Source organism: Pseudomonas syringae group sp. J248-6 (assembly GCF_032586995.1).
GTDB classification, from domain to species: Bacteria; Pseudomonadota; Gammaproteobacteria; order Pseudomonadales; family Pseudomonadaceae; genus Aquipseudomonas; species Aquipseudomonas amygdali.
The window spans coordinates 34,289-59,091 of the sequence record NZ_JAWHOP010000010.1; the positions used below are offsets into that span (position 1 = coordinate 34,289).

Genomic DNA, 24,803 nt, shown 5'->3' on the forward strand with positions numbered 1-24,803 from the left:
ACGCTTCTTCGTCATCCGGCGATACCGCGAAGTGCGATTTCGCTCAGAATGCGTTCCAGCACCTGCTCGATGGACAATTCAGTGGAATCCAGCTGTATGGCGTCGTGCGCCGGCTTCAGCGGTGCTACCGCTCGCTGGGTGTCACGCTCGTCGCGTGCACATATCTCATCTAGCAGACTCGACAGACTAACATCATCGCCCTTGGCCTTCAACTGCAAGTAACGTCGACGCGCACGCTCCTCGGCACTGGCAGTGAGGAAAATCTTCAGTGGCGCATCCGGGAACACCACGGTGCCCATGTCGCGACCATCCGCAACAAGCCCCGGCTCCTCCTGAAAAGCGCGCTGGCGCAACAGCAAGGCGTCGCGCACCGCCGGCAGCGAAGCTACCTGCGACGCGCCGCTGCCTACCTGCTCGTTGCGAATGGCGTGGGTGACATCCTCGCCTTCCAGAATGATGCGCTGCCCCTGCCCGGCCGCAGTCGCTTCGAACTGGACATCCAGATGAGCGGCCAGAAGCTTGAGCGCTTCTTCATTGGTCAGGTCGACGCCATGATTGCGCGCGGCAAAAGCCAGCAGGCGATACAAGGCACCGGAATCAAGCAGGCACCAGCCGAGTTTTCTGGCCAGCAATCCGGCTACAGTGCCCTTTCCGGAACCGCTGGGTCCGTCGATGGTGATAACGGGAGCTTTGATTTTCACTTTTTGTCCTCTTGCGCTACACGCATGCCAACTTGAGCGCACAGCGCCAGAAAATGGGGAAACGATGCGGCGGCATCCGCGCACGCTTGAATACGGATGGGCGCCGAAGCCCTCAACGATGCAACGCGAAACGCCATGACGATACGCTGATCGCTGCGAGCATCAACCTCGCCGCCACCCGGCACACCGCCTTCGATAATAATGCCATCCAGCACTGGCTCGGCCTCGATACCCAGAGCCAGCAGACCATCGGCCATCAGCCTGACGCACTCTGACTCGTCGGCTTGCAGCGCCTGTGCGCCGCGCAGAATGGTACGCCCTTCTGCACACGCTGCGGCAACAAGCAGCACCGGAAATGTATTGATCGCCAACGGCACCAGCGCTTCAGGAATATCAGCCCCTTTCAGCCGGGCGGAGCGGACATGCAGGTCTGCGAGCGTCCCGCTCGCCAGTTTGCGGACATTTTGCAGCACGATATCGCCGCCCATCAGGCGCAGGATATCGATCGCCCCCTCACAAGGGGAACTGACCGGAACGTCCTCGAGCAGCAAGTCGCACCCTTCGCTGATCGACGTCGCCACCATGAACAGCACCGCAGACATGACATCCACCGGCCCTTTGATGTGGTGGCTCACGCCATCCGCAGGCCCGCCGCGAACCTCACGATGGTCGCCAGACGCTGTATCGACCCGGGCACGACTGGCCAGAATTCTGCCGAAGTGCTCCCTGGCTGCGCGAGCGCGTGTGAACACGTCCATCAGTTGTGCGCCGTCGCCTGCATCTACCGCGTCGCGCAAGGCATCGAGATCCGTACGAAAGCTGTCCAGCGTGCGCAGTACTGCTTGCCGATTGGCCATGAAGATATCGTGCCACATGGTCGGATCGCTGCCTGCGATACGCGTGAAATCACGGAAGCCGCCAGCGGCATACCTGAATATGTCGAGGTTTTCATTACGCTTGGCCAGTGAGTCGACCAGACCGAATGCCAGCAAATGTGGCAGGTGGCTGGTTGCAGCCAACACCTCATCGTGACGCTCGACCTGCATGTGCTCGACATCGGCACCCAAGGCAGACCACAACCGGTCGACAATCGTCACCGCTTTAGGATCGGTCTCAGCCAGCGGGGTCAGAATAACCTTATGACGCCTGAACAGCGCCGCATTGGACGCTTCAACGCCACTCTGCTCGGACCCGGCAATCGGATGCCCAGGCACAAAACGTGACGGCATATGGCCGAATGCCTGGCGTGCAGCGCTGACCACATTGCCTTTGGCGCTGCCAACATCGGTGAGAATTGCGTCACCCAGATCCAGCGGTGCAAGCAGCGCCAGGAGCTTTTCCATAGCCAGAATCGGCACCGCCAACTGAATCACGTCGGCGCCACGACAGGCCACGGCAAGATCGGCTTCACAGCGATCCACAACGCCCAATTCGACTGCCAGCTTTCGCGACTGCGGATCAAGATCGACGCCGACGACTTCGCGGCACAGGCCGCTTTCGCGCACGCCCTTGGCGAAGGAGCCGCCGATCAGCCCAAGCCCCACGACCACCAGACGACCGATCAACGGCCGGGCCGCTTGTTCCGAAATTACATCAACCACGCGAACACACCTGACAGCCCGACAAGACAACAAACAAACGGATCATGTACAACGCCCTCAAAGAACCGCTTTCGGGTAGGAACCCAGCACCTTCAAGGCAACGGCTTCACTGCTGATTTTTTCCAGCACGGCCTTGACCAGCGGGTCCTGGTGATGGCCGACGAAGTCGATGAAAAACACGTAGGTCCACTTGCCACTGCGCGACGGGCGGGTTTCGATGCGTGTCAGGTCCAGACCGCTCTCGTGAAACGGCACCAGCAGCTCGTGCAGCGCACCCGGCTTGTTGCTCATCGACACAATGATCGAGGTCTTGTCATCGCCGGTCGGCGGTACTTCCTGATTGCCGATGATGAGGAAGCGCGTGGAGTTGTCCGGGCGATCTTCGATCTTTTCTGCAAGACGCGTCAGACCATACAGACCTGCTGCCATATCGCCAGCGATGGCCGCCGAGTTCCACTCGCCCTTGACCCGCTTGGCGGCTTCGGCGTTGCTGGCAACGGCGACGCGCTCGACATTCGGGTAATGGGCATCCAGCCATTTACGGCACTGGGCCAGTGACTGGGCATGGGAATAAATGCGCGTGATGCTTTGCGTCTTGGTGCTTTCGCCCACCAGCAGATGGTGGTGAATGCGCAGTTCGACTTCGCCGCAGATCACCATGTCGTGTTCGAGAAAGCTGTCGAGGGTGTGATTGACCGCGCCTTCGGTGGAGTTTTCCACCGGAACCACACCGAAATTCACGGCACCAGCGACCACTTCGCGGAACACTTCGTCAATTGCAGCCATCGGCAGACTGATGACGGCGTGACCGAAATGCTTCATCGCCGCGGCCTGGGTGAACGTCCCCTCAGGCCCGAGATAGGCGACCTTGAGCGGCTGCTCCAATGCGAGGCAGGAAGACATGATTTCGCGGAACAGACGCGCCATCTCTTCGTTGCTCAACGGACCACGATTGCGGTCCATGACTCGCCTGAGCACCGCAGCTTCGCGCTCCGGACGGTAGAACACAGGCACTTCGCCTTCCGCCAGCGAGGACATCTTGACCCTGGCCACTTCCTGGGCACAGCGGGCACGCTCGCTGATCAGTTCCAGAACCTTTTCATCGAGGCTGTCGATACGGACGCGAAGCGCCTTGAGTTCTTGCTCGGACATCAGCCGTGCTCCTTCTCGAAGTCTTTCATGTAGGCCACCAACGCGTTGATGGCGTTGATATCGATTGCGTTGTAGATGGATGCACGCATGCCGCCCACCGAGCGATGGCCCTTGAGGTTGAGCAGACCGTTTGCATCGGCACCGGCCAGGAACGGCTTGTCGAGACGATCGTCAGCCAGACGGAACGGCACGTTCATCCACGAGCGATCGGGCTTGTTGATCGGGTTGCTGTACAGCTCGCTGGCGTCGATGAAGTCATAGAGCGTGCGCTGTTTGATTTCGTTGCGCTTGCCGATTGCCTCGACACCGCCCTGCTCCTTGAGCCATTCGAAGACCAGCCCCGACAGGTACCAGGCGAGAGTCGGCGGCGTGTTGTACATCGAGCCGTTGTCGGCAGCGACCTTGTAGTCGAGCATGGTCGGGCACAGCGAGCGCGCGCGACCCAGCAGGTCTTCGCGAATGATCACCACCACGATGCCGCTGGGGCCGATGTTCTTCTGGGCGCCAGCGTAGATCATGCCGAAACGCGAGATGTCCACCGGGCGCGAGAGGATGTCCGAAGACATGTCGGCAACCAGCGGCACGTCGCCGGTTTCGGGAATCCAGTTGAATTCCAGACCACCAATGGTTTCGTTTGGCGCGTAGTGAACGTAGGCAGCATCCTTGGACAGCTTCCACTCGTTCTGACCGGGAATGGCAAAGTAATCGTAAGGCTTGGCGCTGGCGGCGACGTTGACCGTGCCATAGCGCGATGCCTCGTCGATAGCCTTCTGCGACCAGATGCCGGTATCGATGTAGTCGGCCTTGCCGTTTTCCGGCAGCAGGTTCAGCGCAATCTGGGCGAACTGCTGGCTCGCGCCGCCTTGCAGGAACAGCACTTTGTAATTGGAGGGGATGGACAGCAGATCGCGCAGATCCTGCTCGGCCTTGGTGGCAATGGAGACGAACTCGTCACTGCGGTGGCTCATTTCCATGACGGAAAGGCCTTTGCCGTGCCAGTCGAGGAGTTCCGCCTGGGCACGCAGCAGAACAGCTTCAGGAAGCGCAGCAGGACCTGCGCAGAAGTTAAAGGCTCGCTTGCTCATATCCACTCTCGTCAAATACGTTGGGTCTGTACGCGCTTGTTTCTGGTTGCTTGCCACGAGCAGACAGACGCCGCAGCGACTGGCAGCTCCTTGCTGAAATTCTGATCCGGCTGCAGGGCTGGCCGAATGTTGCAAGGGCTGGACTTGCCTGGAATGCACATGCACTCACAGACGAGCCAGCCCTTACCTGATTTACGTTACAGCTCAGTTCTGCGGTTCGTCTTCATCTGGCGCAGCGTCCGCCTGCAGGTCTTCACCGGCATCGTCCACTTCAGCTTCAGCGGCATCGACGATCACGCCGTCGATAACCTCTTCGCCTTCAAGCTCTTCGCCTTCGACTTCCGACGGCTCCTGAACACGCTCCAGACCGACCAGCTTCTCGTCGCTGGCCAGCTTGATCAGGGTAACGCCCTGGGTGTTACGGCCCAGACTGGACACTTCGCCGACCCGGGTACGCACCAGCGTGCCCTGATCGGAAATCAGCATGATTTCTTCGCCATCAAGCACCTGAACCGCGCCGACCAGACGGCCGTTACGCTCGTTGCTGACCATGGCGATGACGCCCTGACCGCCACGCTTGTACTCAGGGAACTCGGAAATGGCCGTACGCTTGCCGTAGCCGCGCTCGGAAGCAGTCAGAATCTGGCTGCCTTCTTCCGGGATCAGCATCGAAATCAGCTTTTGCCCTTCTGGCAGACGCATGCCACGAACACCGCGAGCGGTACGGCCCATGGCGCGCACGTCGGATTCCTTGAAACGGGTCACCTTGCCACCGTCGGAGAACAGCATGATTTCCTGCTCGCCATCGGTAATGGCCGCAGAGATCAGGATGTCGCCCTCGTCCAGCTCAAGGGCGATAAGGCCCGAGCTGCGCTGACGGCTGAATGCAACCAGCGGGGTCTTCTTGACAGTACCGTTGGCGGTGGACATGAAGATGAACGGAGCCTTCTTCTTGTCGGCAGCCTTGATACGGGCCTTGCGCTCTTCTTCGGTCTCGCTGCTGTTTTCCGCGTCGTCCAGCTCGCCTTCAAGGGCTTCGCCTTCTTCGTCGGCACGCTTGCGCATCGCTTCGAGGTCGACCGGCAGCATGGTGGTGATGTATTCGCCGTCGCTCAGCGGCAACAGGTTGACCAACGGACGACCACGGGCAGCGCGGGAGGCCTCCGGGATCTCGTAGGTCTTGAGCCAGTACACCTTGCCCTTGCTGGAGAACATCAGCAGCGTGGTGTGGCTGTTGGCGACCAGCAGGTGAGCAATGTAGTCCTCATCCTTGATGCCGGTGGCCGACTTGCCCTTGCCGCCACGACGCTGAGCCTGATAGACCGCCAATGGCTGGGTCTTGGCATAGCCGCCATGGGAGATGGTGACCACGCGCTCTTCTTCGGTGATCAGGTCACCCAGGGTCAGGTCCAGACGTGCATCGAGAATTTCGGTACGACGGGCGTCGCCGTACTCGGAGCGGATCACTTCCAGCTCTTCGCGGATCACTTCCATCAGGCGCGTTGCGCTGTTGAGGATGCGGATCAGCTCGCCGATCTGGTTGAGGATTTCCTGGTACTCGCCCAGCAGCTTCTCGTGTTCCAGGCCGGTCAGGCGATGCAGACGCAGCTCCAGAATGGCCTGAGCCTGTTCCGGCGACAGGAAATACTTGCCTTCACGCAGGCCGTATTGCGGATCGAGGTTCTCGGGGCGGCACGAATCGGCACCGGCACGCTCGACCATTTCGACCACTGCGCTCGATTCCCAAGGCGTCTTGATCAGCGCTTCCTTGGCTTCTGCAGGTGTCGGAGAGGCCTTGATGAGGGCGATGACCGGGTCGATGTTGGACAGCGCAACAGCCTGGCCTTCAAGGATATGGCCACGCTCGCGGGCCTTGCGCAGTTCGAATACGGTACGGCGGGTAACCACTTCGCGACGGTGACGAACAAAGGCTTCCAGCAGGTCCTTGAGGTTCAGGATGCGTGGACGGCCGTCAATCAGGGCAACGATGTTGATACCGAAAACGCTTTGCAGCTGGGTCTGGGCATAAAGATTGTTGAGAACAACCTCCGGCACTTCGCCACGACGCAGCTCGATAACCACGCGCATACCGTCCTTGTCGGACTCGTCGCGCAGCTCGGTAATGCCTTCGAGTTTCTTTTCCTTGACCAGCTCGGCGATCTTCTCGATCAGACGTGCCTTGTTCAGCTGGTAAGGCAGCTCGGTGATGACGATCTGCTGACGACCGCCAACCTTGTCGATGTCTTCGACGATGGAGCGGGCACGCATGTAAATGCGTCCACGACCCGTGCGATAGGCTTCGATGATGCCCGCACGGCCGTTGATGATCGCCGCTGTCGGGAAATCCGGGCCGGGGATGTACTGCATCAGTTCGTCGACCGTCAACTCTGGGTTGTCGATCAGTGCCAGGCAACCGTCGATGACTTCACCGAGGTTGTGCGGCGGAATGTTGGTCGCCATGCCCACAGCAATACCGCTGGAGCCGTTGACCAGCAGGTTGGGAATACGGGTCGGCATGACCGCGGGGATCATTTCGGTGCCGTCGTAGTTCGGCACCCAGTCCACGGTTTCCTTGTGCAGGTCGGCCAGCAGCTCGTGCGCCAGCTTGGTCATGCGCACTTCGGTGTATCGCATGGCCGCAGCGTTATCGCCGTCGACCGAACCGAAGTTGCCCTGACCGTCTACCAGCAGATAGCGCAGCGAGAATGGCTGAGCCATACGAACGATGGTGTCGTACACGGCTGTATCGCCGTGCGGGTGATACTTACCGATCACGTCACCAACCACACGGGCGGATTTCTTGTACGGCTTGTTCCAGTCGTTACCCAGCTCGCTCATTGCGAACAACACGCGCCGGTGCACGGGCTTCAAGCCGTCGCGTGCATCGGGCAGTGCCCGACCGACGATTACGCTCATCGCGTAGTCGAGGTAGGACTGCTTCAGCTCGTCTTCGATATTGACCGGGAGGATTTCTTTGGCCAGTTCGCCCATGAGAAGCCTGATTCCTTTTTCTGGTGAAACCTCGCAAACCCATTCGGGGTATACGAAGCTCGCCGCTGCCAGCATGTGCAGGGCAGCGACTTACGACAAATCAACGAGTTATGCCATGAATCTACGCAGCGTGGGCGACTACAATCAGTGTCCCCGATAACCGCCGGATATTACCACAATCGCCGAGGTGCTCACATCCTTTGCAGGCGCTGAAAACGAGCCACCGGCGTGCAAGACGCCTGAGAAACGCTTACAGGCCCGCCCAGCCGCATTGCACAGCGGCAACGGCTCGAGCCTGTGCGCATCAGTGAAGGTGTTTACGACTCATCAATTGCGCCATGCGCGCGGTATCGGGACGCTCGACAATGCCCTTCTCGGTCACAATGGCATCGATCAGGTCTGCCGGTGTCACATCGAACACCGGATTGAAGGCCTCGACATCCGCGCCGACCCGCTGACCGCCCACTTCAAGCAGCTCACGACCGTCGCGCTCTTCAATGATGATGTCGTCGCCGCTGGCCATTTCCATGTCGATGGTCGAACTCGGTGCCACCACCATGAAGCGCACCCCGTGGTGCATCGCGGCTACGGCAAGCTGATAGGTGCCGATCTTGTTCGCCACGTCACCATTGGCGGTGATGCGGTCGGCCCCGACGATGACCCAGGTAATGCCCTTGGTACGCATCAGGTGCGCAGCGGCAGAGTCTGCATTCAAGGTGACCGGAATGCCTTCGTTGGCCAGCTCCCAGGCGGTAAGCCGCGAACCCTGCAGCCAGGGCCGGGTTTCATCGGCATAGACCCGCTCGATCATGCCTTCCAGATGCGCCGCGCGGATCACGCCCAGCGCAGTCCCGAAACCACCGGTGGCCAGCGCTCCGGTATTGCAGTGGGTGAGCACCGTCTGCAGATTGCCCTGATGCCTGCGGATCAGGTCGGCGCCCAGTTGCGCCATGGTCAGGTTGGCCTCGCGATCACTCAGGTGAATCGCCACGGCTTCTGCCTCAAGGGCCACGAGCGGATCGTCGCCGTCCTTGACACGCATCAGACGATCACGCATCCGGTTCAATGCCCAGAACAGATTCACGGCAGTCGGGCGTGAGTCGGCCAGCAACTGCATGTCTTCTTCCAGCGCCGGATACCAGTCTTCGCCTTCGGCAATGCGCGCACGTGCGCCCAGCACCGCGCCGTAGGCGGCACTGATACCGATAGCCGGTGCCCCGCGCACGACCATCGTGCGAATCGCCTCGGCGACTCCCTCGGCGGTGGTATAGCGGTGCCAGACTTCCTCGAACGGCAGTACCCGCTGGTCCAGCAGGTACAGAGCGTCGTCTCGCCAATCGATGGCCTTAACTTTCTCTGCAGCCAACAGTCGATCGCGCATCGCCAACTCCATCTTGAACATCCGAAACCCAGCATCAAAAGCCGCTGATTATAGCGAGCCGCCTGCGAAGACGCTCGGGTATACTTCGCCATCAACGTAATAAACGATGGAAACCTTCTCATGCCGAACGCTACAGCACCGCTCGACCTTTTGCTCCTGCCCGCCTGGCTGGTGCCGGTCGAGCCCGCAGGCGTGGTGCTCAAGGACCACGGCATCGGCGTGCGCGATGGCTGTATCGTCTATATAGGCCCACGGGCCGAGGCATTGAGGCAGAATGCGGTGCAGGTGCAGGAGCTTCCCGGCATGCTGCTCAGCCCCGGCCTGATCAACGCCCACGGTCATGCAGCCATGACGCTGTTTCGCGGACTGGCCGATGACCTGCCACTGATGACCTGGCTGCAGGACCATATCTGGCCTGCCGAAGGCAAATGGGTCAACGAAGACTTCGTCCACGATGGCACCGACCTGGCCATCGCCGAGCAGCTCAAGGGCGGCATCACCTGCTTCTCCGACATGTATTTCTACCCCAAGGTAGCTGCCGAGCGCGTCCACGCCAGCGGCATGCGCGCACAGATCACCGTTCCGGTGCTGGATTTCCCGATTCCGGGGGCTCACACCACCGATGAAGCACTGCACAACGGTATCGAGCTGTTCAACGACCTCGCTCATCATCCACGCATCAAGATCGCCTTTGGCCCGCATGCGCCTTATACCGTGGGTGATGAAAACCTCGAAAAGGTCCGGGTTATCGCCGATGAACTGGACGCCATGATCCAGATGCACGTCCACGAGACCGCATTTGAAGTCGATCAGGCTGTCGAACAGCGCCAGGAGCGCCCTCTCGCCCGCTTGAATCGCCTGGGCATGCTCGGCCCGCGTTTCCAGGCCGTGCACATGACGCAGATCAACGATGAGGATCTGGCATTGCTGGTGGAAAGCAATACCAACGTCATTCATTGCCCCGAATCCAACCTCAAGCTGGCCAGCGGTTTCTGCCCGGTCGAGCGATTGTGGCAGGCCGGTGTGAACGTTGCAGTGGGTACCGATGGCGCGGCCAGCAACAATGACCTGGACCTGCTCGGCGAAACCCGCACCGCGGCCTTGCTGGCCAAGGCTGTCGCTGGCTCGGCCACGGCGCTGGATGCCCACCGCGCGCTACGCATGGCGACCCTCAACGGTGCCCGCGCACTGGGCATTCAGGCCGAGACCGGCTCGCTGGAGATTGGCAAGGCTGCGGACATGGTCGCTTTCGACCTGTCGGGCCTTGCCCAGCAACCGATTTACGACCCGGTATCGCAGCTTATATATGCCACTGGCCGCGACTGCGTAAGCCATGTCTGGGTGGCCGGCAAGCAATTGCTCGACAATCGCCGGCTGACCCGTATGGATGAACAGGCACTGCGCGACACCGCGATTGCCTGGGGCCAGCGTATTTCCGGCAAAGCCGAATAATTCGATTCGGACCGAACACATGCCAGTCAGGCTTATCTATAAGCCTGACTGATGAAAAAGAATTTTGAGTTCAAGAGGGACACCCATGAGCAACGTCGACCGCGCAGAAATCGCCAAATTCGAGGCCCTGGCCCATCGCTGGTGGGACCGCGAAAGCGAATTCAAGCCGCTGCATGACATCAACCCGCTGCGCGTCAACTGGATCGACGAGCGTGTCGGTCTGGCAGGCAAGAAAGTACTGGACGTCGGCTGCGGCGGCGGCATTCTGAGTGAGGCGATGGCCCTGCGCGGCGCAACGGTGACCGGCATCGACATGGGCGAAGCGCCGCTGGCCGTTGCACAGCTGCATCAGCTTGAATCAGGCGTCAGCGTCGAGTATCGGCAGATTACCGCCGAGGACATGGCCGAAGAGATGCCCGAGCAGTTCGATGTGGTGACGTGCCTGGAAATGCTTGAGCACGTACCGGACCCATCGTCGGTGATCCGTGCCTGCTACCGCATGGTCAAGCCGGGCGGTCAGGTGTTTTTCTCGACCATCAACCGCAACCCGAAGGCTTATCTGTTCGCCGTGGTCGGTGCCGAGTACATCCTCAACCTGCTGCCGCGCGGGACTCACGACTTCAAAAAATTCATCCGCCCTTCCGAGCTGGGTGCCTGGAGCCGCGATGCAGGCTTGCAGGTCAAGGACATCATCGGCCTGACCTACAACCCGCTGACCAAGCATTACAAGCTGGCCTCCGACGTCGACGTCAACTACATGATCCAGACCCTGCGGGAGGCGTGAGAGATGCGTTTGAGAGCGGTTTTATTCGACATGGACGGCACCCTGCTCGACACCGCACCGGACTTCATCGCCATTGCTCAGGCGATGCTGGCTGACCGCGGCCTTCCCCCGGTACCGGAAAAACTGATCCGCGATGAAGTTTCAGGGGGTGCCAGGGCCATGGTGGCAGCGGCCTTCGCAATGTCGCCGCAAGCGCCGCAATTCGAAGCATTGCGCCTCGAGTTTCTGGAGCGCTATCAGCGTGACTGCGCCGTCCACAGCAAGCTGTTCGATGGCATGGCCGAGTTGCTGGCCGACATCGAGAAGGCCGGCCTGATTTGGGGTGTGGTGACAAACAAGCCGGTGCGCTTTGCTCAGCCGATCATGGAACAACTCGGCCTGGCCGAACGCTCCGCCGTACTGATCTGCCCTGACCATGTCACGCACAGCAAGCCGCACCCCGAGCCGATGATTCTGGCCTGCAAGATGCTCGACCTCGACCCGGCCAGCGTCCTGTTCGTAGGCGACGATCTGCGCGACATAGAGTCCGGTCGCGACGCAGGCACCAAGACCGCTGCCGTGCGCTACGGCTATATCCACCCCGACGACAACCCCGATCACTGGGGTGCCGACGTGGTGGTCGATCATCCGCTGGAACTGCGCAAGGTGCTGGATAACGCACTGTGCAGCTGCTGAACGAGGTTTTTACATGTTTGACTACTCCGCGCACCCGGAACTGCTCAAGGGCCGGATCATTCTAGTCACCGGTGCCGCTCGCGGCATCGGTGCTGCAGCCGCAAAAACCTACGCTGCCCACGGCGCGACTGTTCTGCTGCTGGGCAGGACTGAAGCCAGCCTGGCTCAGGTCCATGACGAGATACAGGCAGCAGGTCATCTGCTGCCGTTGGTCATACCCTTCGACCTGGAAAGCACCGACCCCGCGCAGTATCACGACCTGGCGACCATGATCGAGCGCAAAGTCGGCCGTCTTGACGGGCTGCTGCACAACGCCTCGATCATCGGCCCGCGCACTTCCGTGGAACACCTGCCAGGCGAAGACTTCATGCAGGTCATGCACGTCAACGTCAATGCCACCTTCATGCTCACCCAGGCACTACTGCCGCTGCTTCAGCGTTCAACGGATGCATCGATAGCCTTCACCTCCAGCAGCGTGGGCCGCAAGGGTCGCGCACAATGGGGCGCGTACGGGGTGTCGAAATTTGCTACCGAAGGCCTGATGCAAACCCTCGCCGACGAGCTTGAAGGCGTTACCAGCGTGCGAGCCAACAGCATCAACCCGGGTGCTACCCGCACCGGCATGCGTGCGCAGGCCTACCCTGACGAAAACCCGCAGAATAATCCCGCGCCCGAAGACATCATGCCGGTCTACCTGTACTTGATGGGGCCGGACAGTAAGGGCATAAACGGGCAGGCGCTGAATGCTCAGTGAGCAAAAATAACCAGACATTGCCGTGACGGAAAACTGTCACGGCAGGCGTTTTTAGCGGCATTTTAAGTCAAGGAATTGCCGACTCGCCCTCACTGTCAGAGAGATGGCGTCAGCTAAACCACTGATTTTAATAAGTCCGGGCAAAAATGAACCGAATGGCACGACATCCCCTCTAACCCAGCCAAGCCAGCAATATGTGCTGAGGAGCGAAGAGATGAATTTTCCTACCCAGACCCATGCAATCGATTTCGATACGGCTGAACTGCAACGCCTGGGTTTTCGAAATCGACCCGACGCCATACTTCCACCCCCGTCACTGCCCGAGCTGGTTTATCAGCTTGGGCGACAATTGCAGACCAGCCTGGAAGCCGAGCGGATACTGACCCTGTTTTTTCAGGGTGTGCAACGGTTCCTGCCATTGAGTGGTCTGGCCTATCGACATATCGAAAGTGACCTGAATCTGCGTCTGGGCGAGATGTCATCCGACAGCGCCACTTTTCACCTGCGTCACGAGGGCAAGTGCATCGGTGAGCTGGAGTTTCAAGGCGCCAAGCCATTTGATACCCGGCAGCTGAGCGACCTTGAATCGCTGCTGGTCTGTCTGGTCTATCCGCTACTGAATGCACTGCTCTATCGCATCGCTACACAGACGGCGTTGCGCGACCCTTTGACCAGTACCGGTAACCGTATCGCAATGGATCAGGGCCTGGCTCGCGAGATAGAGATATCGCGTCGTCACAAGCAACCGCTTTCATTGCTGATGCTGGATATCGATCATTTCAAGAAAGTGAACGACGAGTACGGCCATCATACTGGCGATGATGTACTGAAAACCGTTGCGCAAAGCCTGAAAGCGCAACTGCGCAATATTGATCGCGTGTTCCGCTACGGCGGCGAAGAGTTCGTGGTGATTCTTTCCAACACCGGAGCCAGCTCGGCTGAACTGATCGGCGAACGCCTGCGCCAGGCCGTGCGGAACCTCGAGTTTCGCGAGCTAGACCCGGCACTGACCATGACTGTCAGCCTGGGATGCTCGACACTGCTGCCGGCAGAAACCGCCGACAGCCTGCTGCGCAGGGCAGACAACGCTCTGTATGTCGCCAAGCGCGAAGGTCGCAACCGACTCGCCATGGCCAGCTAGCACTTTTTCTGTCTCTCTCGCCCTGCCTCTACACTTCCAGCGCGGCAACACGCCCACGCGCAGGCTTGACCTTGTCCAGCTGCATGCAGCGTTCAAGGAACAAATGCATGTAATCGTAGCTCTTGGTAACAGCCTGACGCAGCTCGGCCTGCAGCTGCAGGCTCGGCTTGTTACCCACCAGTGTGCAAATGATCTCGAGCGCCTCCCAAGGGTGCGCGTCGTCGTACTGTGCATGCATCTTGAGCCACTTCATGGCTTTCTTGCGGGTTTCTTCAGGGAATGCTTCGGCGTAGACCCCATTGGAGCAGACCACTGCCGACCACTCGCCCGTCGCCCCTTCAATGGCATAGTTGGTGGCCGCCATCGCAACAGCCAGTGAATCCGAAGAGCTGGTCTGCCAGCACCAGTGGCTCAGTGCATGCAGCTCAGGCGCAACTCGTTGATCGTGGAGATCTTCAAGCGTCACGTCGTGCGCCGCACACCAGTTCACCCAGTAGTCGGCATGATTGAGTTCGACGCGAATATTGCGCATCAGCCAGCGGCGCGCCATGTCTTCGCCGGGATGACGACCAAAGCGGGTCTTGGTGAGGTTCTTGGCCATGTACACCGCGAACTGCTCGACAACCGGCCAACCGCCGATCAGGTAATGGCGCATGATCTGCGGGCTCAGCTTTGCATCACGCATCTGCTGGTACAACTCGTGCTCGACCACCCGTGCCTTTGCAGCGCTGCAATCCTTGATCAACTGCTGCGCCCAGGCCGGATAACTGCTGGCTTCCATGAGCGGACCGGTTCTCTCGAAAGTGTCGATCACTGGGTATCTCCTTATAGGGTTTCAACTGATTAACGTAGCGTTCCTGGCGCGCCGAACATCAGGGGGTCAGGCCGTACGGGCTGAATGTAAAGACTCTCGCAAGTGAACAATTCAGGGCGTGCTATCAGATACCCTTGTGCAAAATCCACGCCCATTTCCTGCAACGCAAACTCTATCTGCGGCGTTTCTACGTACTCGGCAATGGTGCGCTTGCCCATCACATGACCAATATTGTTGATGACCTCGACCATAGCCTTGTTGATCGGATTGTCGAGCATGTCCTTTACAAAACTGCCATCGATCTTCAGATAATCCACAGGCAAGTGTTTGAGATAGGCAAAGGACGACATGCCCGAACAGAAGTCATCAAGGGAAAACTGACAGCCCAGCCCTTTCAACTCGTTGATAAAGCGAATTGCGCTGTCCAGGTCTGCAATGGCACTGGTTTCAGTGATCTCGAAACAGATCATTCCAGGCGATACGGCAAACGCCTTGAACTGCTGCTTCAGGTATTCGAGGAACGTATCATCTCCGATACTTGAACCGGATAAATTTATAGCACATAGCGCCTGTGGCACCTGATGCCGATCATCACTCTGGCATTGGGCGATCACTTTGAAGACATTGTGCACCACCCAGCGATCCAGCGTAGTCATAAGGCCGTAGCGCTCGGCAGCCGGGATAAAGTTGTCCGGAACCACCATTCGTCCGGACTCGTCACGCAGGCGCAGAAGAATTTCAATGTGCCGCACCTCGTCGCCTTCACCTTTGATCGAAGCGATTTCCTGCGCATAAAGGCAAAAGCGATTTTCATCCATTGCCATGTGCAGACGCTGTATCCAGGCCATCTCGCCGAAACGCATCGACAGGGTCAGGTCATCAACACTGTAGACCTGAACCCGGTTGCGACCTCTCTCCTTGGCCATATAACAGGCCATGTCGGCAGCAGACAACGACCCCTCAAGCGTGGCGGGTGTATCGCCAAGCTGCACCAGACCAATACTTACGGTAGTCATGAATGGCCGACCTTTCCACATGAAATGCAGGGTCTGCACGATCTCGCGCAGCGCCTCGGCTATATCGAGGGCCGTGTCGGCGGGGCAATCGACCAGCAACACGCCAAACTCGTCACCTCCCAGCCGGGCCAGTGTGTCACCGTCACGCAAGCCCTGCGGCAGTGCCCGGCAAAGCTGGCGCAGCAGCTCATCGCCCGCCGCATGACCACCGGTGTCATTGACCAGCTTGAACTGGTCAAGGTCAAGAAACATCAGGCAATGGCTGCCTGCCTGACCGTCAACAGTATCCAGTACCCGCTGCAGGCGGTGCTCGAATTCACTGCGATTGACCAGCCCGGTCAGCGGATCATGAGCGGCCTGCCATGACAGATCGGCGATGTACTGATGCTCCTGTGTCATGTCATGCAGCACCAGCACCGCCCCACTGACCACGCCTTCGTTGTAGATCGGCGTACCGACCAGCGCTACCGAGACCGTACTGCCATCCAGCCGCTGGATAAGCTTGCTGTTGGCGCTGCCGCCCTTGAGCTTGCCGGTGACGATCTGCTCGACCAGCGTCGACGTGTCCTTCTGATCGTTTTCATCCAGCAGATTGAACAGCGCTGTCAGCGGGAGCCCGCTGGCCTGGGTGCTTTTCCAGTGCGTCAGGCCCTCGGCTGCAGGGTTCATATAGACAATGGCCCCGGCCACGTCGATGGTGATCACCCCGTCGCCGATGGACTCCAGGGTAGTCTGGGCGCGCTCTTTCTCAAGTTGCAGGGCATCAGCAAACACGCGCCGCTGGACAATCAGACGACGCACACGCAGCAGCGCCAGAAGAATCAGTAAAACGGCGGTGACCAGATTGACCGCAATCAGCAGGTTGAGGATAAACCTGGACCCCTCGCCCAGCGCATCACTGAACGCCCGTGCTGCGGGCGTTACCCCTTCATTGATGACATTGATCTGCACTCGCCACTGATTGACCTCGGCGGCAGATACGCCGCCCTCACCGACCCGGTCGTGAATATGCCGGGCAAGCTCATTGAGTTGCATGAGGTAGCCATCACCCACCTCCCAAAAGTGAATGGCCTGCTTCATGAAACTGAAGTTATGGAAGTTCAGGTACATCCAGATGATGCCATTAGCGTCATCGGGGTGATTGCCGCCCTGGATGATCCCGGCCCTGGCATCTGCCATGGACGGAATGGGCTGATCGAGCGCCTTGCGCAAGGCGTGGCCACCCTGAGGGACGGAAAAGGCGTTCTGATACTTCAGATAGTCACGCTCATCATGCGTGATGGCGTATAGGCTCAGGTAATGGATGGCATCTTTCTGGCCCTTGGACCAGAGACTCTCGCCCGCCACATAGCTGCGCACCGCAGACATGGTGTAGAGGCTGACACACCCCAGCAACGCCTGAAACAGCGCGACGGCAATGAATGGCCATACGATGCCCAACAGACGGGGCTTGGAGAAGGTCCATGGTTGTTTCATGGGTTTCACCTCACCACATGCCTGAATAAACGTCTAGCGCAGAGACTAGGCTAGATTCGTGAATGATGGCAGGTGATTCTCCCGCAATCGAGCCAACCTGTGCGCTGATCGAAGCATCGCACATCAGATTTGTTGCAAGTGTCCGTACAACTTTGCGTAAAGACCTCCATCAGCAATCAACTGTTGATGTCCACCGTCTTCGACAATCCGCCCGCCATCAAACACCAGAACCCGGTCAGCCTGCTTCACGGCCGACAAGCGGTGAGCGATGATCAGCGTTGTGCGGCTACGCAGAAAACGGGCGAGGGCCTGATGCAGGTTGTACTCGGTAGCCGCATCCAGCGCCGAGGTCGCTTCATCGAGAATAACCACTTTGGGGTCGGACAACACCATGCGCGCGATGGCCATGCGCTGACGCTGCCCCCCCGACATTCTGACCCCGGAGCGCCCTACCACGCTGTCCAGCCCTTGCGGCAGATCGCGAATGGCTGACTCCAGTTGCGCAACTTCCAGCGCACGCCAGCAGGCTTCGTCGCTGCAGTCACGACCCATGGTCAGGTTGGCACGCACCGTGTCGTTGAACAGGGCGGGATGCTGCAGCACCACGGCAACGTTCTCACGCACCGTGTCCAGACCGATATCCTGCTGACTGACGCCGCCAAAACGGATCACTCCGGTGCGGGCCGTATACAGGCCCAGCAGCAACTGCACCAAGGTGCTCTTGCCACCACCACTGGCCCCGACGATAGCGACTTTTTCACCCGGCGCGATGCTCAGGTTCAGCTGGTCCAGCACCAGGTCTTCGCCATAGCCGAAAGTCAGGCCACGCACTTCGACCCCTACGGTTTCCTTACCTTCGAATGGATCAGTACCGCCGGCATATTGCGGCTCGTCGGCACGCGCCAGCAGCTCGTTGATGCGCGTCAGAGCACCACCCGCCGCGTAGTAGGCATATTGCAGATTCAACAGTTGCTCCACCGGCGTCATCATGAACCACAGGTAGCTGAACACTGCGAGCATCTGCCCGATCGACAGGTCCGAGAACAGCACCGTGAGCATCGCTGCGGCGCGAAAGATATCGATACCGAACTGGAACAGCAGCCCGCTGGCACGCCCCGAGGCGTCGCTTTTCCATTGCGAATTGGTGGCGTAATCCCGCACTTCCTGCGCCCGCACGCCCAGGCGGCCAAGGAAGAAACCCTGTCGATTACCCGCCCTGACTTCCTGAATTGCATCGAGCGTTTCGCTCAACGCCTGGGTAAAACGCGACGTGCTGTCGTTCTCCAGCTTTTTGAGGTGCTTGACGCGCTTGCCCAGCTTCACCGTGAGCAGAATCACCAGCGGGTTGAACAGCATGATCAACAGCGCCAGCTTCCAGTGCATCCACATCAGAATGCCCGCCGTGCCTGCCAGGGTCAGCGTGGCTACCAGCAGCCGACTGAGGGTTTCGCCGACAAACTTGTCCAGCGTGTCCAGATCGGTCACCAGATGCGTGGTCACCGTGCCGCTGCCCAGGCTTTCGTATTCACGCAGGGAAATACGCTTGAGCCGTTCGATCAGACGTAGCCGGATACGGTAGACGATGTCCTTGGCCAGCCCGGCAAACAGCCGCGCCTGCAGAACGTTGAACACCAGCGCCCCGACACGCAACACCAGGGTCAGCAAGAGCATCAGGCCGATGTAGCCCGCAGCCTTTTGCAGGCCACCAGGCAGCAAGTGATTCATGACTTTCAGTGCCGCATCGCCGCGCCCCAACAACACTTCGTCAACCAGCAACGGCAGCAACAACGGGATCGGCACGCTGCACAGCGTCGCCAGAACCGCGACACCATTGGCCAGCCACAGGGCTTTTTTGTGCCGCAATGCAAGACGACGGATCTCGGCCCAACTCAACGCATCGCCATGCGGGGCGTGCGACTGTCGGGCGGCCTCGGGCGATTCATCACGCACTGGCTGCACGCTCCAGCCATCGACCCAGCAAGGGCGAAAGGCTGCTCAACGGCTGATAACCGTTGGTCAACAGCGCCAGCTGGCCGTTGCGCTCGGCAAGCAGAGTCGGAAAGCCGGCGATGCCCAGATCCTGCGCCCAGGCGAAATCAGCGGCCGTGGCAGCTTGCCGCTCCTTACTCTCGAATTCATCGGCAAATGCCTGACGCGACAACCCCGTCTGCTCGGCCAGCTCGGCCAGCAATGAAGGGCGGGTTACGTCACGGCCTTCGCCGTAGAAAGCCCGCTGAATCAGCCCGACCAGTTCCCAGGCGCGGTCCGGGTCCAACTGCCGCGCCGCAGTGACGGCCAGACAGGCAGGCGTGGTGTCGTAGACAAACCCTTCCGGCAGCGCACCGTCGCGAAGAAACGGCTGGCCGGTGGCCTCTTCGACCGCCTGCCAATGCTCAAGAATGTAACGACGCTTGGCCGGTTCCAGCGCTGCACCCTCAGAGCGCAGACCGCCCATGACCAGATGCAGCGGCACACCCGCCGCCCGAGCCTGTTGCACCAATGCGTCGGCAACCGGAGCGAAGCCCCAGCACCACGAACACATAGGGTCCATGACATAGATCAGGCGGGCAGACATGGCTCAGGCCTCGGAGGGTAGACGATAGTTACGACCAATCGGATGGGGCTGGTTACGTGCCTTGGCCAGTTCGATCTGTTTTTGCCGGTCGATGGCGCTGCGGCGAGTCTTCTCGCTCAGCGAATCCCAACAATGCGGGCAGCTGACACCCGGTGAGTAATGCTCGCTGGCGCGATCCTCGGCACTGATCGGCGTACGGCAGGCATGGCACTGGTCGTAGTCGCCTTCGGTCAGGTCGTGGCGCACCGTGACCCGGTTGTCGAACACGAAACACTCGCCGCGCCACTGACTTTCCTGCTCAGGGACTTCTTCCAGGTATTTGAGAATCCCGCCCTTGAGGTGATAGACCTCTTCAAAACCTTCGCCCAGCATGTAACTGGAAGCTTTTTCGCAGCGAATGCCACCGGTGCAGAACATGGCGACCTTCTTGTGCACCGCCGGGTCGAAATGCGCCTTGATGTACTCCGGAAACTCGCGAAAGGACGTGGTCTTCGGATCGATGGCGCCCTCAAAGGTGCCAATCGAGACTTCGTAGTCGTTGCGGGTATCGATCAACAGCACTTCAGGATCAGTGATCAGCTCGTTCCAATCCTTGGGCTCGACGTACGTACCGACGCTCTTGTTGGGGTCGACACCCTCTACGCCCAGGGTCACGATCTCTTTCTTGAGCTTGACCTTGGTGCGATAGAACGGCTGCTCGTCGCAGTAGGATTCCTTGTGGTCGATGTCGATCAGACGCGGATCGCTCTTCAACCAGGCCATCAGGCCGTCAATGCCTTCGCGGCTGCCGGACACCGTACCGTTGATGCCTTCATCGGCGATCAACAGCGTGCCCTTGATGCCGTTGTCGACCATCGCCTGTAACAGCGGCTCGCGCAATGCCACGTAATCGCTGAGGGTCACGAACTTGTATAGCGCAGCTACGACGATCGGCTGAGTCATCGGCTCTTGAGTCATGTATATCTCCAGTGGCGACCCTCGCAAAGGGCCTACCGGGTAAAAATGTGCGGACAAAAAAACGCACCGGCCAGGCGGCGCGGTGCGGATTCTAGCAAAAACCGGAGTGCAGCAGGCAGGTCAGCGGATCAATCGCCCCGGTAAAAGGGCGCAAATCAGCCAAAAAGCCTGATCAGTGACCGCCAGCGCAAGTCGGTGAAGCAGGCGCTGCACCGACCTTCGACCATTCTTCGGGCGTGTAGGTGTGCAACGCCAGCGCATGAAACTCGCCCATCAGGGCACCCAGCGTGGCGTAAACCTTCTGGTGCCGCTTGACCGAATTCAGGCCCTGAAACTGATCACTGACCAGAACAGCCTTGTAATGGGTCTGCTGACCACGACTGTGCATGTGGCTCTCGTCGAGCACTTGCAGATGGTGCGGTTGCAGCAGCGCAAGCGCCGACTCGATTCGTTGTTGCATGGTCATGGCAGCAATCGCCTGTCAGGGCTTTTTGGCAGGAGCTGGAGCGGCTGCCTTGGCAGGTTCCAGTTCGGCAGTCATGTCAGCCAGAAGCTTGTTGACGACCGGCACTGCGCTTTCCAGTTTGCTCTGGGTCAGTTGAGCCGATTGCTGAGCCAGCTCAGGCATTTTGGTCATCACTTTCTTGCCCAGCGGAGACTGGTAGAACGCAACCAGGTCCTTCAGCTCGCTTTCAGTGAAATTGGCGGTGTACAGCTTGACCATCTCAGGCTTGAGCTTGTTCCAGCCAATGGCCTGGTCCAGAGCCGTGTTGGCTTTGGCCTGATAGGTTTCAAGCAGGGCTTTTTTCGATGCAGGTGCCTTGGTTTCAGCAAAACGCTGGGCGAACATCTGCTGAACCTGTGCATAGACCGGAGCGCCCAGGCGATCGGCGTTGGCAAGCTTCAGGAACGTTTCGGCGCTCGCGTTGTGACTGGCGGTGTCGGCGAAGACCTGGCCGCTGGCACAGACCAGGGCTACCGCGGTACAAATGGCACGAAGACGGGTCATCGAGTTTCCTTATCTAGCAAACGAGGCATTACCCCAGGGCCGACCATTCTGCGCTTATCTGGGCTTTTGGCTCAACCCCCGGTTCACCCAGCGGTTAAAAAGCACTGCGCGGGAACCCTGTCGGCATATGGACACCTAACCCTGCAACGCACTTAAAGGAGTAAGACCAGTGAGCCGCACCGAAACCGATAGCATTGGCCCGATCGAAGTCCCCGAAGATGCCTACTGGGGCGCGCAGACCCAACGCTCACTGATCAATTTTGCGATTGGCGACCAGCGAATGCCGTTGCCCGTTCTGCACGCGCTGACCCTGATCAAGAAAGCCGCGGCACGCGTCAACGACCGTAACGGCGACCTGCCCGCCGACATTGCCCGCCTGATCGAACAGGCTGCCGATGAGGTGCTCGACGGTCAGCACGACGCGCAATTCCCGCTGGTGGTCTGGCAGACCGGCAGCGGCACGCAAAGCAACATGAACGTCAACGAGGTGATCGCAGGCCGCGCCAACGAACTGGCTGGCCAGGGCCGTGGCGGCAAATCGCCGGTCCACCCCAACGATCATGTCAATCGCTCGCAAAGCTCCAATGACTGCTTCCCGACCGCCATGCACATCGCCACTGCCCAGGCGGTCAAGGCACAGCTGCTGCCCGCCATCGCCGAGCTTTCCAGCGGGCTGGCCGAACAGGCCGCGCGGCACATGAAACTGGTCAAGACCGGGCGCACGCACATGATGGATGCGACCCCTATCACCTTTGGCCAGGAGCTTTCGGGGTTCGTCGCGCAACTGGATTACGCAGAAAAGGCCATTCGCGCTGCGCTGCCCGCCGTCTATGAGCTGGCCCAGGGCGGTACTGCGGTCGGTACCGGGCTCAACTCGCCGAAAGGCTTCGCCGAGGCAATCGCAGCAGAGCTGGCTGCACTGTCCGGGCTGCCGTTCGTCACTGCGCCCAACAAGTTCGCCGCACTGGCCGGTCACGAGCCGCTTGCAGCGCTTTCCGGCGCATTGAAGACCCTGGCCGGAACCCTGATGAAAATCGCCAACGACCTGCGTCTGCTGGGCTCCGGCCCGCGTGCCGGGCTGGCCGAAGTCAGACTGCCCGCCAACGAGCCCGGCAGTTCGATCATGCCCGGCAAGGTCAACCCGACCCAGTGCGAGGCCTTGTCGATGCTCGCCTGCCAGGTCATGGGCAACGACGTGACCGTCGGCTTTGCCGCCAGCCAGGGCCACCTGCAACTCAACGTCTACAAACCGGTGATCATTCACAATGTGCTGCAGTCGATTCGCCTGCTGGCCGATGGCTGCAGCAATTTCAACGAGCACTGCATTGCAGGCATGGAGCCGGATGCTGAAAAAATGGCTGAGCACCTCGAGCGCGGACTGATGCTGGTTACTGCACTTAATCCGCATATCGGCTATGACAAGTCGGCGCAGATTGCCAAGAAAGCCTACGCCGAGGGGCTGACCCTGCGCGAAGCCGCGTTGGCGCTGCGTTATCTGACCGATGAGGAGTTCGACGCCTGGGTGCGTCCGGACAAAATGCTCGAGGCAGGCAGTAATGGCTGATGCCAGAAGCGGCGCAACGCCACTGGAAGGTAACGGCAAACGGATTCTGATGGTTTACGGTACGCCGAAAGCCATCAGTCTCTGCCACGCCTTGGGCGAAGCCTATGCACAGGCTGCGCGCAGTGAAGGGCATGTGGTGCGGGAACTCAAGCTGGGTGAGCTGGATTTCGACCCCATTCTGCACAATGGCTACGATCAGACCCAGACACTTGAACCGGACCTGCTCGAAGCCCAGCGCCAGATTCACTGGGCCGAGCATCTGGTATTCGTTTATCCGGTCTGGTGGGGCGGCTTGCCGGCGCTACTGACGGGCTTTTTCGACCGGGTACTGACGCCCGGTTTTGCGTTCAAAACTCACGGCCGCAAGCAATCCTCCAATGAGCTGCTCCGAGGACGGACGGCGGAGCTGCTGGTCACCATGGACACGCCGCCACGCTACTTTCACTGGATTTACGGCGCGCCGGCTCACCGGCAGATGGTGCGGACGATATTGGGCTTTTGCGGGATAAAGACCAAACGCCTTAGCGAATTTGCCCCGGTGCATAGCGCCAGCGAACAGCAACGCCAGGAATGGATTCTACATGCACAGGCACTGGGCAAGCGCTGACCTGTTCGGGCAGCGAATTCAGGCCTGCGCCAGCCTTGCCTTGCGCGCTCTGAGGCCGGCGACCAGTGAAGGGCCAAGCGCGGTCAGCGCCGACCCCGTTACGACCAGCATCGCGCCGCCGTAACCCAGCACGTTCAATTCCTCTGCCTGCACATAATCAGGCCATAGCCACGCTGCGGCAGCCACGGCGGTCAGCGTAACCAGCGGCGTCAACGCAAGCGTCGCGCTAACCCGTGATGCCTCCCAATGCGCCAGCGCTTCAGCGAAAGCACCATAGGCCACCAGCGTATTCAGACAGCAGGCGAGTAGCAGCCAGCCCTGCAACGGGCTCAACAATAGCGCCTCGGCAGGGTGCGCCCAAGGCGTGAGCAACAGCGCGCAAAACAGGTAGATCACCATCATCACCTGCAGCGAATTCCATACCGTCAGAAGCTGCTTCTGACTCAGCCCGTAGAACGTCCAGATGGTCGAGGCCAGGAGCACCACCAGCACACCAAGGGTGTAATCGCCCAAGGAGGTGAACAGCTCCACCAGACGCTGATTGAAAAAGAAGCCGAAACCAATCAGCAGGACGACCAGACCAATGCCCTGCCCCAGACTGAAACGTTCCTTGAACAAAAAGATACTGCTGATCAACAGGAAGATCGGGCCGACCTGAACCAGTAATTGCGTGGTACCGGGGCTCAGCAGCCGCAAGCCGATGAGGTACAGCACGTAGTTGCCGACCAGGCCGAATACCGCCAGCCCCACCAGTATCTGGCCCTTGCGTCCCAGCACCTTGAAGCTGGGCAGGCGCTTGACCGACGCCAGCCAGATGAACAACAGCGCGCCGGAAACAGACAGGCGAAACCAGGTCACAGTGACTGGGTCCATCACCTGCAGAACCTGCTTGAGCTTGATTGGCAGAATGCCCCAGAGCAACGCAGTCAACAGCGACAGACAAAGGCCATAGACCCAGCGACCAGACGAGATGTGCATTGAACCTTCCGCAAGAGATAGAACAAGCTACTCATTCTAGGCGCTGATCGGCAAAGCAACAGTTACAGCTGGGCGCAGTTAACGCCACCA

The 24,803-nt window shown here is 59.7% G+C and carries 21 protein-coding genes; 7 read left to right on the top strand and 14 right to left on the bottom strand.

Annotation, left to right across the window (positions count from 1 at the left end):
• Positions 1-11: 11 nt before the first annotated feature.
• From cmk to mtnA, 6 genes are all read right to left on the bottom strand, one after another.
• The gene (gene cmk / locus RYC17_RS14665) at positions 12-701 is read right to left on the bottom strand and encodes a (d)CMP kinase (protein WP_002554563.1); all 690 of its coding nucleotides are present in this window, start codon (positions 699-701) and stop codon (positions 12-14) included.
• Positions 698-2,302 carry a prephenate dehydrogenase/arogenate dehydrogenase family protein gene (locus tag RYC17_RS14670; RefSeq protein WP_316903582.1) on the bottom strand — a complete coding sequence of 535 codons (1,605 nt, stop codon included), beginning with the start codon at positions 2,300-2,302 and terminating at the stop codon, positions 698-700. Before RYC17_RS14670 ends, cmk begins: the two co-directional genes overlap by 4 nt.
• Positions 2,303-2,359: 57 nt before the next feature.
• Positions 2,360-3,454: a prephenate dehydratase gene (gene pheA / locus RYC17_RS14675; RefSeq protein ID WP_316889490.1), complete on the bottom strand. Its 1,095-nt coding sequence runs from the start codon at positions 3,452-3,454 to the stop codon at positions 2,360-2,362.
• Positions 3,454-4,539 (bottom strand): 3-phosphoserine/phosphohydroxythreonine transaminase, encoded by a 1,086-nt coding sequence (gene serC / locus RYC17_RS14680; protein WP_002554566.1) that lies wholly within the window; start codon positions 4,537-4,539, stop codon positions 3,454-3,456. Before serC ends, pheA begins: the two co-directional genes overlap by 1 nt.
• 204 nt (positions 4,540-4,743) lie before the next feature.
• A complete protein-coding gene (gene gyrA / locus RYC17_RS14685; RefSeq protein ID WP_058401271.1) occupies positions 4,744-7,530 on the bottom strand; it encodes a DNA gyrase subunit A in 2,787 nt (928 codons plus the stop codon).
• A gap of 304 nt (positions 7,531-7,834) precedes the next feature.
• Positions 7,835-8,911 (bottom strand): S-methyl-5-thioribose-1-phosphate isomerase, encoded by a 1,077-nt coding sequence (gene mtnA / locus RYC17_RS14690; protein WP_058401270.1) that lies wholly within the window; start codon positions 8,909-8,911, stop codon positions 7,835-7,837.
• A gap of 120 nt (positions 8,912-9,031) precedes the next feature.
• Here mtnA and RYC17_RS14695 point away from each other — a divergent pair, with 120 nt between their 5' ends.
• From RYC17_RS14695 to RYC17_RS14715, 5 genes are all read left to right on the top strand, one after another.
• Entirely contained in the window at positions 9,032-10,363 is a 1,332-nt protein-coding gene (locus RYC17_RS14695) for a TRZ/ATZ family hydrolase (protein ID WP_316903584.1), read from the top strand.
• Between the two features lie 85 nt (positions 10,364-10,448).
• A complete protein-coding gene (gene ubiG / locus RYC17_RS14700) occupies positions 10,449-11,147 on the top strand; it encodes a bifunctional 2-polyprenyl-6-hydroxyphenol methylase/3-demethylubiquinol 3-O-methyltransferase UbiG (protein ID WP_002554570.1) in 699 nt (232 codons plus the stop codon).
• Between the two features lie 3 nt (positions 11,148-11,150).
• Entirely contained in the window at positions 11,151-11,822 is a 672-nt protein-coding gene (gene mupP, locus RYC17_RS14705; protein ID WP_058401268.1) for an N-acetylmuramic acid 6-phosphate phosphatase MupP, read from the top strand.
• A 13-nt stretch (positions 11,823-11,835) separates the two neighbouring features.
• Positions 11,836-12,576, top strand: coding sequence for a YciK family oxidoreductase (locus tag RYC17_RS14710; RefSeq protein ID WP_058408399.1), 741 nt, complete (start codon positions 11,836-11,838; stop codon positions 12,574-12,576).
• A 214-nt stretch (positions 12,577-12,790) separates the two neighbouring features.
• Positions 12,791-13,717, top strand: coding sequence for a GGDEF domain-containing protein (locus RYC17_RS14715; protein WP_002554573.1), 927 nt, complete (start codon positions 12,791-12,793; stop codon positions 13,715-13,717).
• 28 nt (positions 13,718-13,745) lie between these two features.
• Here RYC17_RS14715 and RYC17_RS14720 read toward each other — a convergent pair whose 3' ends face one another.
• The 7 genes from RYC17_RS14720 to RYC17_RS14750 form a co-directional block, all read right to left on the bottom strand.
• Positions 13,746-14,531: a TenA family transcriptional regulator gene (locus RYC17_RS14720; RefSeq protein WP_058401266.1), complete on the bottom strand. Its 786-nt coding sequence runs from the start codon at positions 14,529-14,531 to the stop codon at positions 13,746-13,748.
• A 29-nt stretch (positions 14,532-14,560) separates the two neighbouring features.
• The gene (locus RYC17_RS14725; protein WP_316903587.1) at positions 14,561-17,023 is read right to left on the bottom strand and encodes an EAL domain-containing protein; all 2,463 of its coding nucleotides are present in this window, start codon (positions 17,021-17,023) and stop codon (positions 14,561-14,563) included.
• Between the two features lie 123 nt (positions 17,024-17,146).
• Entirely contained in the window at positions 17,147-18,973 is a 1,827-nt protein-coding gene (locus RYC17_RS14730) for an ABC transporter ATP-binding protein (protein WP_316903589.1), read from the bottom strand.
• Positions 18,966-19,598: a DsbA family protein gene (locus RYC17_RS14735; protein WP_057403438.1), complete on the bottom strand. Its 633-nt coding sequence runs from the start codon at positions 19,596-19,598 to the stop codon at positions 18,966-18,968. Before RYC17_RS14735 ends, RYC17_RS14730 begins: the two co-directional genes overlap by 8 nt.
• 3 nt (positions 19,599-19,601) lie before the next feature.
• Positions 19,602-20,540 carry a rhodanese-related sulfurtransferase gene (locus RYC17_RS14740; protein ID WP_032701549.1) on the bottom strand — a complete coding sequence of 313 codons (939 nt, stop codon included), beginning with the start codon at positions 20,538-20,540 and terminating at the stop codon, positions 19,602-19,604.
• Between the two features lie 187 nt (positions 20,541-20,727).
• Positions 20,728-21,021: a BolA family protein gene (locus RYC17_RS14745; protein ID WP_002554579.1), complete on the bottom strand. Its 294-nt coding sequence runs from the start codon at positions 21,019-21,021 to the stop codon at positions 20,728-20,730.
• A 15-nt stretch (positions 21,022-21,036) separates the two neighbouring features.
• The gene (locus tag RYC17_RS14750) at positions 21,037-21,564 is read right to left on the bottom strand and encodes a DUF2059 domain-containing protein (protein WP_003314637.1); all 528 of its coding nucleotides are present in this window, start codon (positions 21,562-21,564) and stop codon (positions 21,037-21,039) included.
• A 169-nt stretch (positions 21,565-21,733) separates the two neighbouring features.
• On the opposite strand from RYC17_RS14750, the gene RYC17_RS14755 reads away from it, so the two are divergent.
• Together RYC17_RS14755 and RYC17_RS14760 are read left to right on the top strand one after the other, a co-directional pair.
• Positions 21,734-23,128, top strand: coding sequence for a class II fumarate hydratase (locus RYC17_RS14755; RefSeq protein WP_316903591.1), 1,395 nt, complete (start codon positions 21,734-21,736; stop codon positions 23,126-23,128).
• On the top strand, positions 23,121-23,735 hold the full coding sequence (locus RYC17_RS14760; protein ID WP_316903593.1) for an NAD(P)H-dependent oxidoreductase: 615 nt from the start codon (positions 23,121-23,123) through the stop codon (positions 23,733-23,735). Before RYC17_RS14755 ends, RYC17_RS14760 begins: the two co-directional genes overlap by 8 nt.
• A gap of 18 nt (positions 23,736-23,753) precedes the next feature.
• Here RYC17_RS14760 and RYC17_RS14765 read toward each other — a convergent pair whose 3' ends face one another.
• On the bottom strand, positions 23,754-24,713 hold the full coding sequence (locus RYC17_RS14765) for a DMT family transporter (protein ID WP_122281667.1): 960 nt from the start codon (positions 24,711-24,713) through the stop codon (positions 23,754-23,756).
• Between the last annotated feature and the right edge of the window lie 90 nt (positions 24,714-24,803).

Bases quoted from the DNA above. Each gene is read 5' to 3' on its own strand.
- gyrA (WP_058401271.1), bottom strand. From the start codon at position 7,530: ATGGGCGAACTGGCCAAAGAAATCCTCCCGGTCAATATCGAAGACGAG.
- RYC17_RS14760 (WP_316903593.1), top strand. From the start codon at position 23,121: ATGGCTGATGCCAGAAGCGGCGCAACGCCACTGGAAGGTAACGGCAAA.
- RYC17_RS14715 (WP_002554573.1), top strand. From the start codon at position 12,791: ATGAATTTTCCTACCCAGACCCATGCAATCGATTTCGATACGGCTGAA.
- RYC17_RS14745 (WP_002554579.1), bottom strand. From the start codon at position 21,021: ATGACCATGCAACAACGAATCGAGTCGGCGCTTGCGCTGCTGCAACCG.
- RYC17_RS14695 (WP_316903584.1), top strand. From the start codon at position 9,032: ATGCCGAACGCTACAGCACCGCTCGACCTTTTGCTCCTGCCCGCCTGG.
- RYC17_RS14750 (WP_003314637.1), bottom strand. From the start codon at position 21,564: ATGACCCGTCTTCGTGCCATTTGTACCGCGGTAGCCCTGGTCTGTGCC.
- RYC17_RS14725 (WP_316903587.1), bottom strand. From the start codon at position 17,023: ATGAAACAACCATGGACCTTCTCCAAGCCCCGTCTGTTGGGCATCGTA.
- serC (WP_002554566.1), bottom strand. From the start codon at position 4,539: ATGAGCAAGCGAGCCTTTAACTTCTGCGCAGGTCCTGCTGCGCTTCCT.
- RYC17_RS14765 (WP_122281667.1), bottom strand. From the start codon at position 24,713: ATGCACATCTCGTCTGGTCGCTGGGTCTATGGCCTTTGTCTGTCGCTG.
- RYC17_RS14735 (WP_057403438.1), bottom strand. From the start codon at position 19,598: ATGTCTGCCCGCCTGATCTATGTCATGGACCCTATGTGTTCGTGGTGC.
- ubiG (WP_002554570.1), top strand. From the start codon at position 10,449: ATGAGCAACGTCGACCGCGCAGAAATCGCCAAATTCGAGGCCCTGGCC.
- RYC17_RS14710 (WP_058408399.1), top strand. From the start codon at position 11,836: ATGTTTGACTACTCCGCGCACCCGGAACTGCTCAAGGGCCGGATCATT.
- pheA (WP_316889490.1), bottom strand. From the start codon at position 3,454: ATGTCCGAGCAAGAACTCAAGGCGCTTCGCGTCCGTATCGACAGCCTC.
- mtnA (WP_058401270.1), bottom strand. From the start codon at position 8,911: ATGCGCGATCGACTGTTGGCTGCAGAGAAAGTTAAGGCCATCGATTGG.
- mupP (WP_058401268.1), top strand. From the start codon at position 11,151: ATGCGTTTGAGAGCGGTTTTATTCGACATGGACGGCACCCTGCTCGAC.
- RYC17_RS14740 (WP_032701549.1), bottom strand. From the start codon at position 20,540: ATGACTCAGCCGATCGTCGTAGCTGCGCTATACAAGTTCGTGACCCTC.